12 protein-coding genes are annotated in these 11325 nt (G+C 53.3%); 7 read left to right on the top strand and 5 right to left on the bottom strand.

Going from position 1 to position 11325, the window contains the following annotated elements; genetic code table 11:
• Positions 1-16 precede the first annotated feature (16 nt).
• The 4 genes from bioB to bioD are packed head-to-tail and all read left to right on the top strand — an operon-like array spanning position 17 to position 3682.
• Positions 17-1057: a biotin synthase BioB gene (bioB, locus tag RNAN_RS10110; protein WP_008221407.1), complete on the top strand. Its 1041-nt coding sequence runs from the start codon at positions 17-19 to the stop codon at positions 1055-1057.
• Positions 1058-1060: 3 nt separating this feature from the next.
• A complete protein-coding gene (locus tag RNAN_RS10115) occupies positions 1061-2212 on the top strand; it encodes an aminotransferase class I/II-fold pyridoxal phosphate-dependent enzyme (RefSeq protein ID WP_040551979.1) in 1152 nt (383 codons plus the stop codon).
• Positions 2209-3018: a malonyl-ACP O-methyltransferase BioC gene (gene bioC, locus RNAN_RS10120; RefSeq protein ID WP_008221411.1), complete on the top strand. Its 810-nt coding sequence runs from the start codon at positions 2209-2211 to the stop codon at positions 3016-3018. Before RNAN_RS10115 ends, bioC begins: the two co-directional genes overlap by 4 nt.
• Positions 3008-3682 carry a dethiobiotin synthase gene (gene bioD / locus RNAN_RS10125; protein ID WP_008221413.1) on the top strand — a complete coding sequence of 225 codons (675 nt, stop codon included), beginning with the start codon at positions 3008-3010 and terminating at the stop codon, positions 3680-3682. The genes bioC and bioD overlap by 11 nt, the downstream gene beginning before the upstream one ends.
• 139 nt (positions 3683-3821) lie before the next feature.
• Here bioD and pepE read toward each other — a convergent pair whose 3' ends face one another.
• Positions 3822-4523 (bottom strand): dipeptidase PepE, encoded by a 702-nt coding sequence (gene pepE, locus RNAN_RS10130; RefSeq protein ID WP_008221415.1) that lies wholly within the window; start codon positions 4521-4523, stop codon positions 3822-3824.
• 138 nt (positions 4524-4661) lie between these two features.
• Here pepE and htpX point away from each other — a divergent pair, with 138 nt between their 5' ends.
• Entirely contained in the window at positions 4662-5528 is an 867-nt protein-coding gene (htpX, locus tag RNAN_RS10135; protein WP_008221417.1) for a protease HtpX, read from the top strand.
• Positions 5529-5568: 40 nt separating this feature from the next.
• Here htpX and RNAN_RS10140 read toward each other — a convergent pair whose 3' ends face one another.
• Positions 5569-5910, bottom strand: a complete 342-nt coding sequence (locus tag RNAN_RS10140; RefSeq protein WP_040551980.1) for a zinc ribbon domain-containing protein YjdM — start codon at positions 5908-5910, stop codon at positions 5569-5571.
• Between the two features lie 163 nt (positions 5911-6073).
• On the opposite strand from RNAN_RS10140, the gene RNAN_RS10145 reads away from it, so the two are divergent.
• Complete coding sequence (locus RNAN_RS10145) at positions 6074-7204, top strand: pyridoxal-phosphate-dependent aminotransferase family protein (protein WP_008221420.1); 1131 nt, start codon at positions 6074-6076, stop codon at positions 7202-7204.
• Positions 7205-7279: 75 nt separating this feature from the next.
• Positions 7280-7528, top strand: coding sequence for a TIGR02647 family protein (locus RNAN_RS10150; RefSeq protein ID WP_008221421.1), 249 nt, complete (start codon positions 7280-7282; stop codon positions 7526-7528).
• On the opposite strand, the gene RNAN_RS10155 is transcribed toward RNAN_RS10150, so the two are convergent.
• From RNAN_RS10155 to RNAN_RS10165, 3 genes are read right to left on the bottom strand one after another with little or no spacing between them, the layout of a single operon-like run.
• Positions 7493-9442 carry a transglutaminase TgpA family protein gene (locus RNAN_RS10155; protein WP_008221422.1) on the bottom strand — a complete coding sequence of 650 codons (1950 nt, stop codon included), beginning with the start codon at positions 9440-9442 and terminating at the stop codon, positions 7493-7495. The genes RNAN_RS10150 and RNAN_RS10155 overlap by 36 nt on opposite strands.
• Positions 9436-10398 (bottom strand): DUF58 domain-containing protein, encoded by a 963-nt coding sequence (locus tag RNAN_RS10160; protein WP_008221423.1) that lies wholly within the window; start codon positions 10396-10398, stop codon positions 9436-9438. The genes RNAN_RS10155 and RNAN_RS10160 overlap by 7 nt, the downstream gene beginning before the upstream one ends.
• On the bottom strand, positions 10386-11294 hold the full coding sequence (locus RNAN_RS10165) for an AAA family ATPase (protein WP_008221425.1): 909 nt from the start codon (positions 11292-11294) through the stop codon (positions 10386-10388). Before RNAN_RS10165 ends, RNAN_RS10160 begins: the two co-directional genes overlap by 13 nt.
• Positions 11295-11325 lie beyond the last annotated feature (31 nt).

The following is an 11325-nucleotide window of genomic DNA, read 5'->3' on the forward strand; positions in this document are numbered from 1 at the left end:
TTGATCAGGGATATTTATGCAGGCTGTTGTCCGCCATGATTGGACCTTAGCGCAGGTTAACGCGCTGTACGCACTGCCATTTAATGATTTGCTGTTTCAGGCGCAAACGGTGCACCGTCAGCACTTTAAACCCAATGAAGTGCAGGTAAGTACCTTATTGTCGATTAAAACCGGTGCCTGCGCCGAAGACTGTAAATACTGCCCGCAAAGTGGCCACTATAACACCGGTCTGGAACGCGAACGGCTGTTGGAAGTTGAGAAGGTGCTAACCCAGGCCAAAGCCGCCAAAGACAAAGGCGCCAGCCGGTTTTGTATGGGCGCCGCCTGGACCAACCCGAAGCAGCGCGATATGCCCTACATTATTGAAATGGTACGCGGTGTAAAAGCCATGGGGCTGGAAACCTGTATGACGCTGGGTATGCTTGATGGCGAGCAGGCGAAAACGCTGGCCGATGCCGGCCTGGATTACTACAACCACAATCTGGATACCTCACCGGAGTTTTACGGTGAAATTATTACCACCCGTACTTATCAGGACCGCTTAGACACCCTAAGCCATGTGCGCGATGCCGGTATGAAAGTATGCTGCGGCGGCATTTTAGGCTTGGGCGAGAGCGCCAATGATCGCTCAGCACTGCTGATGCAGCTGGCCAATTTACCCGAGCACCCACAGAGTGTGCCGATTAACATGCTGGTAAAGGTAGCGGGCACGCCACTGGAAAACGTCGATGACTTAGACGCCTTCGAGTTTATCCGCACCATAGCAGTGGCACGTATTATGCTGCCCAAAAGCCATGTGCGCTTATCGGCTGGTCGTAGCCGTATGAACGAGCAAATGCAGGCGCTGTGTTTCTTTGCCGGCGCGAACTCGATTTTCTACGGCGATAAGCTGCTGACTACCGATAACCCGGAGGCTGATGCCGATATGCAGTTGTTTGCCAAACTGGGTATTACGCCAGAGCAGCGCCATGATGTGTCGGACGAAGCGCATCAACTGGCACTGGCCGATGCAATAAAAGAGCAGGCCAACCCGCCGCTATTTCATGCAGCGCAGTAATCGATGACACAGACTAGACTGGCGCAAATGCGCCAGGCACTGGCCGAACGTGAGGCCAGCCAACTGCTACGCCGCAGCGTTACCCTTGAACAATACAGCGGCCGGGTGCTGCGCGTAGCAGGCAATAGCTACCTTAATTTTTCCGGCAATGACTATCTGGGTTTGGCCACTGATCCTGAGGTACTTAACGCCTATGCCGAAGGCGCTGCCGCTTATGGTGGCGGCAGCAGTGGCTCGCCTTTGGTTACCGGGCAGCATCAGGTGCATCAGCAGCTTAGCGACACCTTGTGCGACTGGCTGGGCTTTGAGCAGGTGCTGCTATTTTCCTCCGGTTTTGCCGCCAACCAAACCATGCTACAAACGCTGGCACAAAAGGGCGATACGCTGTTGTTGGACAAACTTAGCCATGCTTCGCTGATAGACGGTGCCTTGCACAGCGATGCACAGTTAAAGCGGTTTGCGCACAATAGTTTATCGGCTTTGCTCGCTGCGCTTAATGATGCCAGCCAGCCGCTGGTGGTGACTGAGGGCGTGTTTAGTATGGACGGTGACAGCCCGGATCTTAACGCCATGCTAAGCCTGTGCCGGCAATATCAGGCGCCGCTTTTGCTGGACGATGCACATGGTTTAGGCGTTAGCGGGCCAGAAGGTAAAGGCACCGCTGCGGCGCAGGGTATTGTCAGTGGCGACCTGTTTTGCACTATGGCGAATTTTGGCAAAGCCTTGGGCCTGGGCGGCGCCTTTGTTGGCGGCAGTAAAACCGTGATCGACTATTTAACCCAGTTTGGCCGGCATTATATTTACAGTACGGCGCTGTCGCCGGCACTTTGTGCGGCGGTCATTAAAAGCATTCTACTTTGCCGCGGCCAAAGTTGGCGGCGGGACAAACTACACAGCAATATTGCGCGCTTTCGTGCTTTGGCGGCGGATTTGCCGCTGTTAGCTTCACAGAGCGCCATTCAGGGCCTGGTGCTGGGCGACAGTGTAAGGGCACTTAACATGAGTGCGCAGTTAAAACAGGCCGGTATCTGGCTTAGCGCAATACGCCCGCCAACGGTGCCTAAGGGCAGTGCGCGGCTGCGCATTACGCTAAGTGCGCAGCATACCGAGCAGGATATTCAGTTATTAGTGCAGCAGTTAAGGCAGTTAGTATGAGTGCTGTAGTACAACAACCAGACAGTAGCAGCCGTTTTCGCCAACAAGTCGCCAACAGCTTTAGCGCGGCATCAGCGCACTATATGCAAGGCGCCCGTTTGCAGCAGCAGGTAGCGCTGGATGCACTGGCAAGGCTTGCTAAAACAAAGCATGGCCATTTGCTCGATCTTGGCTGTGGCCCGGGCTGGTTGCACCCACGTTTTAGTGAGTATTGCCACGCTTTTACCGCAGTAGACTTTAGCGCCGGCATGCTGGCGCAAGCGGCTAAAGCGGGGCTGGCACAACAGTACTTGCAGGCGGATGCCCAGCAGCTGCCCCTGGCCGATAACAGCGTTGATACCGTGTTTTCCAGCCTGATGCTGCAGTGGTGCAGTAAGCCTGCGGCGGTATTTGCTGAAATTAGCCGGGTGCTTAAGCCTGGCGGTACTGCGGTTATTACGACCCTGGTTGATGGCACTTTAACTGAGCTGGCGCAGGCGTTTGCCAGTTTGGATAACTACCCGCATATTAGCCGGTTTTTATCTGTCGACAGTATCCGCCAGGTCGCCGAGGATAGCCAAAAGGCGGGCGGCCTTAACTGGCAGTTTGAGCGGCGCCGTTACCCGCTGTATTACCCCGATGTGCAAAGCCTGGCCCGTGAGCTTAAGCTGTTGGGGGCCAATCAGGTTGCTGGCCGGCGAACTGGCTTAACCGGCAAAGGCTACTGGCAGCAGCTGGCACAGGCCTATGAGGTGCATCGCACTGTGCTGGGGCTGCCGGCCAGTTATCAGGTGCTGACGCTAAGCGGAGTGAAACATGCCGGCTAAAACCCTATTTATTACCGCTACTGATACCGACGCCGGTAAAAGCTATATCAGTGCTATGCTGCTGCAGGGCTTCAAAGCGCTGGATGTTACTGCCATCGGTGTAAAGCCCATAGCGGCTGGAGCTGACGCAAAGGGTTTTAATGGTGACGCGTTACTACTGCAGCAGCATTCCGGTATCGCGTTACCCTATAAGGTGGTGAATCCTATCTGTTATCAGGCACCGGTGGCGCCACATTTGGCGGCGCTTAATGAACAGCAGCCGATCGATGAAAAGCTACTGAATGACGCCTTGCAACACTGGCAAAATCTAAAAGCAGAGCAGCTGCTGATAGAAGGCGCCGGTGGCTGGTTATTGCCGTTGTCGGCTAAGCGCTATCTGGCCGATTGGGTAGCAGAGCAGCAACTGCCAGTGCTGTTGGTGGTAGGTATGAAACTGGGCTGTTTAAACCATGCCATGCTTACGGTACGCGAAATTGAGCGCAGTGGCTGTCAGCTAATCGGCTGGGTAGCCAACTGTATTGATCCGCATATGTTATTGCTGGAGCAGAACATTGCGGATTTGCGCCAGCGCATCAGTGCGCCTTGCCTGGCGGTGGTGCCTTATGCGGCAGAGCCGGCGCTATATCAGCAGCTAGCGAAACAGATAGCAGTTTCTTTGCTCTAGAGTCCGATAAGGTGTATGGGTAACCGGTTTGCCCACACCAACACGCCGTAAATACTTCCATGTAGGCTCGATTCAGGCATCCATGCCTTCAACGGTTGGTTTAGGGCAAGCCGGTTACCCCGCGTCGACACCGTTTTTTTTATACCAGCATTGTCGATAAATCTGCATGCTCTGCCAACGGCATTTTATCACCAGCCTGAAACAGATAACCGCCTTTGCTGCCAAGTAATGTTAGTTTACCGTCGTCGTGCTTAAGTGCGCTGCCCTCAGGCAAGGCAATAATCGGCGTGGCCGGGTGTAACTGCATAAACTCGGCCAGGCGCATATCGCGGGTTTCACCATGAAAGCCCTCCGGCTTGTAGTCGCTGTAATGCGGGTTTAACTGCAGTGGTAGCAGGTTTAGCGCGGTAAACGAGGCGGGCTCAATAATCGGCATATCATTGGTGGTGCGAATGCTGGCGCCGGCGATGTTTGAACCGGCACTCCAGCCCAGGTAGGGTATACCTTCGGTTACGCGTTTTCTGATAAGTTGCACTATATCCTGTTGATATAACTGATAAAGCAGATGAAAGGTGTTGCCGCCGCCAACCGCTATTGCTTTGGCGTCCATTACTGCCTGGCGCGCATCATTATGCTGATGAATACTGGTTACTGTTATACCCAGCGGCAACAGCGCTTGCTGCACCATGGCCTGATAGGCGTCGTATTCGATGCTGACACCGGCATAAGGGATAAACAGCAGTTTATCAATACCGCTGAGGTGACTGGCGATCCAGCTTATGTATGGCGCCAGATAGTCGCTGTTGTCGGCGCGGGAGCTGCTAAGTAGTAATAACTGCATGCTAAACCTCGATATGCTCAGCTGCTGAGCGTTGACATTAATAGTTACAAATTATGACTGCTAATGGTGGCACTGCTGATTGAAAACAAGCTCTAAGGCCATATATTAGCGGGTAGTAAGTCATTAGAGGTAGCTGTTATGAAAAGAGTGTTGTTGTTTTTAGCCACTAACCTGGCGGTAATACTGGTATTAAGTATAGTGCTTAATATCGTTTTCAGCTTTTTAGGCGTAGATCGCAGCAGCATTGGCGGCCTGTTGGTGTTTGCGGCGGTGTTTGGTTTTGGCGGCTCTTTTATCTCGTTAGCCATGTCTAAGTGGATGGCAAAACGCTCTACCGGCGCGGTAGTGATTGAACAGCCTCGTAATGCGACCGAGCAGTGGCTGGTAGCGACGGTGGCGCGTCAGGCTAAAGCGGCTGGCATTGGTATGCCGGAAGTGGCTATTTATGACTCACCAGAGATGAACGCCTTTGCTACCGGTATGAACCGTAATGATGCCTTAGTGGCGGTCAGCACGGGTTTGCTGCGCAATATGCGTGAGGATGAAGTAGAAGCGGTTCTGGCACACGAAGTGTCGCATATTGCCAATGGTGACATGGTTACCCTGACGCTTATACAGGGCGTGGTAAACACCTTTGTGATTTTCCTGGCGCGCTTAGTGGCCGGTATGCTGAATAACAACAGCAACAATAACCAGGGCGGTGGTTTAGCTTATTTCGCTACGGTAATTGTGCTGGAGCTGGTGTTTGGTGTGCTGGCCAGCATTATTGTGATGTGGTTCTCACGGCAGCGTGAATACCGCGCTGATGCCGGCGCCGCTAAGCTTGAGGGCAACCCGAATAAAATGATTGCGGCGCTGGAGCGGTTAAAGTACAACCACGAAAGCCGGTTGGAAGGCAGCATGATGGCCTTCGGTATTGCCGGTGGTGGCAAAAAGTCTGAACTGTTTTTAAGCCACCCACCACTGGAAAAGCGTATTGCGGCATTGCGTAGCCGCCAGTTCTAAAGCTGGCAAAATGGGGTCAGAGAACTCTGACCCCATTTTATTAGTCCTGCACCTTGCGAACAAATTCAGATTTTAAGCTCATGGCACCAAAACCGTCGATCTTACAGTCGATGTCATGATCGCCCTCTACCAGACGGATATTCTTTACCTTAGTGCCAATTTTTACTACAAATGACGAGCCTTTTACCTTTAAATCTTTAATTACGGTAACGGTATCGCCATCCTGCAATACATTACCTGCACTATCACGAATTTGCCGGCTGCTATCTGCATCTGGCACATTCGGGTTCCATTCGTGGCCACATTCCGGACACATTAGCAAAGCGCCGTCCTCGTAGGTGTAAACAGACTGGCATTTAGGGCAGGCGGGTAAGGTTGTCATACGGGCTCCAACATAGCGCTTGGGCGCAAAAACGCGCATTATAACCCAGTTACAAATGGCCGTTGGCACTATTAATCTTTTGAATACTGGCAATAGCCGAAGCGGGCTGGTATCCACGGCGGTTTTTGCTATGGTAGGGCAAAATCCGACAGTGGGAGTTGTTATGTTAGCTGCACCGAAAATAGACGCCTTTTTGCCACCCCGGCGTATTTTAATGGGGCCAGGCCCATCTGATGTGCACCCGCAAGTGCTGGCGGCGCAAGCCAGGCCAACCGTTGGCCACTTAGATCCGCTGTTTATCGGCATGATGGATGAGCTAAAGCAGCTGCTGCAATATGCGTTTCAAACCCGCAATGAAATGACGCTGGCGGTGTCGGCACCGGGCAGTGCCGGTATGGAAACCTGTTTTGTTAACTTGTTAGAGCCCGGCGATACGGTTATTGTTTGCCGTAATGGTGTCTTTGGTGAGCGCATGCGGCAAAATGTCGAGCGCTGCGGCGCCACTGCCATTACCGTAGATAACAGCTGGGGCGAACCAGTAAACCCGCAGCAGGTCGAGGACGCACTAAAAGCCAACCCGCAGGCAAAGTACCTGGCCTTTGTCCATGCCGAAACCTCAACCGGGGCCTTATCGGATGCTAAAACCCTGTGTGCCTTGGCGCAGCGGTATGGCTGCTTATCGATTGTTGATGCGGTCACCTCACTGGGCGGCGTAGAGCTTCGCGTTGATGAGTGGGGCATAGATGCGATTTATTCCGGCAGCCAGAAATGTTTGTCCTGTGTGCCGGGCTTGTCACCAGTGTCGTTCTCACCCAAAGCGGTCGAGCGCATCAAAGCGCGCCAACGGCCGGTACAAAGCTGGTTTTTAGATCAAAGCCTGGTGATGAGTTACTGGAGCGGCGGCGCTAAGCGCAGCTACCATCATACTGCGCCGGTGAATGCGCTGTATGCACTGCATGAATCACTGCGGCTGTTGGCGGCCGAAGGGCTGGAGCAAAGCTGGCAGCGGCATAAGGACATGCACCAGCTGTTAAAGCAGGGCCTGACCGGGCTTGGGCTGGAGTTTGTCGTGGCCGAGCCGCACCGCTTGCCGCAGCTAAACAGTGTGTATATTCCACAAGGGGGCGATGACGCTGCCGTGCGCAAACAGCTGCTGGAGCAATACAACCTGGAAATAGGTGCAGGCTTGGGAGAGCTGGCTGGTAAAGCCTGGCGCATCGGCCTGATGGGCTATGCGGCACGGCGTGAAAATGTGGCGCTGTGCTTAAAAGCCCTGCAGACGGTGTTAGGCTAAACATCGACGTCGTATTGGCTTTTTATGCGCTTAGCGCTATGTTCAGTACAACTTTATAAAAAGGAGTGACTGTGTATGCCAATATCACCGCAATTGAATGCTGAAATCCGCGTGCTGACGTTGTTTAACCTCGACAGTGCGATGGAAGGTATTAAAGTGCATAAATCGGCTGATGCAGACACTGTTGCTGCCATCAGCCGTTTATATGAAAAAGGCCTGGTGACACAACAGGACGGTGGTTACCTGACCGATTTAGGTATTCACTGTGCTGAGCATCTGCAAACCGCGCTACGTATTCTGGGCGCTGAAATGCAACCTTCGTAAGGTATTGCGGTGTTGTTTTAGCTGTTGTTTCAGCGCAGATAACGCCGCTGCATCATCATTGAAAAGCGCAAGCTCGTAGGACGTTATCAGCGCTAACAACAGTTGGCGCTGCTCATTCTGTTGCTGCTCTGCCAGCATACGTAAAAACGCTGACAATGGCTGGTGCGCCGGCTTATGTCGCAACATAGCGGACAGCGTCTTGCTTAACAGGCGATAAGCCTGCGGCTGTGTTGGACGTTCACGGCGTCGCCACCATAGCAGAGCGACAACCAACAAGGCTAATACCGTAATAAATGCCAGCCCATAGGCAAAGCGCTGCAAATTTTGCCTTACCTGTTGCCACAGGTCGCGCTGGTTATCGTCGTTAAAACCCAATACCCATACCGACCAGTAGTAATCCAGGTGCATCAGCTGCTGCCTTAGGTTATTAAGCAAGGCGTTACGTTGCCAGGGCGAGGTCAGCAGCTGACGCTGCTCAGCAGATAATGCATCATCTAAACTGGATAAAATGCGCTGTGGCGCCACGGCGGCTGTTGGGTCAAACTGCTGCCAGCGGCCCTGATCTGCATATTCGACCCAGGCATGGGCTTCACGCTGGCGCACGGCCAGATAGCCTTGCTCCGGGTGCCAGTCACCGCCCTGATAACCGCCAACTACGCGGGCTGGTATACCGGCGGCGCGCAGCAGCAGCGCAGTAGCAGAGGCATAATGACTGCAAAAGCCGGTGCGGCTATCAAATAAAAACTGATCAACACTGTTTGCGCCAAGCAACGGTGGGGTCAGGCTGTAAAAATACGGCTGCTGGCGAAAATGGCTGGCAATGGCGTCAATCAGCGCCGGCACTTGTGGATGTTGCGCTTTGAGCTGACGGCCAAAGGCCAGCGTTTGTTCGTTGCCGGCTGGAAGCCGCAGGTTCAGCTGCTGCTCCTGCTCAGACAGTACCGCCACTGGCTGCAGTTGGCTGCTAAGCTGATAACTGGTGCGCTGGCTTACCGGCTTGGTGGCAAGCACCAGGCCGGAGGGGGCAATATTCACATTAGCACTGCTTTGCCATGGGTTAGCCAGCGCAAATAAACTGCGTTGCTGACTGGCCTCGGCGATAATACGGTAATCTAGCGTTGCCTCTGCTGGCGTGGCGCCCTGATGAACGTTGCGATAATTGCTACCAGAGCGCAGCGGGTTTTCCTGCCAGCGGCGGCCATCAAAATCTTCATACAAACGGGCGCGCCAATACAATAATTGCCGCTCTGGCACACCGTTTTCAAACTCGACGCGAAATGCCAGGCTATCGTCTTGCACTAACTGCTCAATACTGCCCGGATCCAATGTATCGCTTAAGCCTGTGCTGGCAACCTTGGCGGTGGGGATCTGCCAAAACGGCGGTAAACGTGGAAACAACAAAAACATCGCCAGCCAAAGCGGCAGGATAATCAAAGTGGCACGAGCAATATTGGCCGGTTTAAGGTTGCTACCGGCTGGGGCGAACAACAGATAATGGCTGTACATATTGGCAAACAGGGCGGTGATAATAACCAGCGCCACCAGCATGTTCTGATGCAGAATAAAGCAGCAACCGATAAGAAAGTAATGTACCCACACCAGTTGCCGTGCTTCAAACAACTGCCGTAGCGCCAGTAACCGTAATACGGCGGCCAGCAGCAGAATTTGCAGCATAAAGTTAAGCACACCGGCTTGCTTTAAGTTAAACAGCAGAGCCACCGCAACGCAGGCGCCAATGACATTGACGGCTTTGAGGCTAAGACTGGTGTTGGCGTAAACCAGGGTGGCAAAACGTGTTAGCAGCAGCGCCGCGAAGATTAAACTTACCCACAGCGTAAAGGCTTCCTGTAACAACAGCAAAAACGCCAGTTGTAACCCCAGCCAAACCACCATTAAGCGTTTTTGTTTTAGCATAATGCCAGTGCCTGTAAACAACGTTGTAACTGTGCCGGCCCTTTGGCCTGCGCTACAGTCAACGCCGGTAGTTTAAGCCCATAGCTGGCACCGCTTTGCTCCAGCGTCAGTAAGTCGCGACTGGCCTGGCGTAAGGCGCGCTCCAGCGCATCGCCTGATACGGCCGGTACCACTACCCAGTCGCTCTGTAGCTGGGGTGGCGGTGTCTGCTGTTGCCTGACAACCGGTGTTGCCGGGTCGCGCGCTAAGCGTTTCCATACCAGATGGCGGATACTGTCCCCCTGTCTGTAGGCTGAGAGGGTATCATCACTGACTTGCTGACGGGTAGAGGTTTGGTCCTGCTCTGGCATGATACCGGCTGCCGGGCTCTGCTGTGCTGGTGACGGATATACCCAGTAATGCTGTAACAGCGCAATATAACTAAAGGCCTGCCATAAGCCAAACGGATACTGGCTGCTGACTTTGATTCTGGGCAAGGTATATTTGCCGCGTTTACCGGCAGCGATATTCAGCGTAATGGCCGGTACACAGCGCTGACTAACCACCTGATGCTGCTGGCCGGTGAACTGCAGCCTTAACATCCGGTGGCGGTTGTTGTCATTAGCTGCCGCAATCAGCTGCAGGCTTAGGCCAATGTCCTGCTCAGCGAAGCCTTCACCCGGTGCTAAACTGCTTAGCGTAAGCCCGCTAAGGTTTTGATAACACAGCACTATGCTTAGCAAAAACAGACTGAGCAACAAATAGCTTAACAGCAAAATCAGGTTGTTCTGGTAATTGGTGCCCAGCAGGTACAGCAGCACAATCAGGCCGAAAAACCACCAGCCATAGCGGGTTGGCAAGATAAAAATCAGCTTTTGTACCAAGGTAACACTGGGCACTGCGGGCTGGCGTTTGTCCAGATAACGGCTTAGCAGACGCCAGTACAACGGATACAGCGCTTTGGTTAGAGCTGACATGGCGTTTGTTGCAGTAATACCTGGCTTAAACGGCTGTCCTGTGCCGATGAGGCAGGGTCAAGCCGGTGCTCGGCGACATAAGGAAATACCTGCTGCACATCAGCGGCACTGACATAACTGCGCTCTTCCAGCAGGGCAAAGGCTTTTGCCGAGCGCAAAATGGCTTTAGAGGCACGCGGCGACAATGGCAGCATATCGCTGCGATGGCGGCTGTTGTTTACCAATGCTAACAAATAATCCAGTAGCGCATCTGAGGCATGCACCTGCGGCACCTGTTGTTGCAGCGCACGTAATTGCTCGGTGTTGAGTTGCTCAGTTAACAGTGTCAGCCTGGATTGGTTGTTGTCGTGTTTCAGTAATTGATGTTCAGCCTGATGATCGGGAAAACCCAGCGATAGCCGGAACATAAAGCGGTCTAATTGCGACTCTGGCAGGGGCGAGGTGCCAGCGTGAAACAGGGGGTTTTGCGTGGCAATAACAAAAAACGGCTTCGGCAGCGGGCGGGTTTCACCGTCAATTGATACCTGCTTTTCTTCCATGGCTTCGAGCAGCGCACTTTGTGTTTTCGGGCTGGCGCGGTTAATTTCATCAGCCAGCAACACCTGGCTAAACACCGGCCCGGCCTGAAAATGAAATTGCTGTGAACGGGTATCATAAATATTCATGCCGACTAAGTCGCCCGGTAGCAGATCATTGGTAAACTGCACCCGACGATAGCTCAGGCCAAGGCTATTGGCCAGCGCGTGTGCCAGCGTGGTTTTACCCATACCGGGCAAATCTTCCAGCAGTAAATGCCCCTCGGCTAATAAACAACATAACGCCAGGCGGATTTGCCGCGGCTTACCCAAAATAACCTGATTCAGGCTTTGTTCTACGTGATGCAACTGTGTTAACACCGGTACTCCTTACTGCTTGGCGATTGACCGT

This window comes from Rheinheimera nanhaiensis E407-8, assembly GCF_000296695.1.
Classification (GTDB): Bacteria; Pseudomonadota; Gammaproteobacteria; order Enterobacterales; family Alteromonadaceae; genus Alishewanella; species Alishewanella nanhaiensis.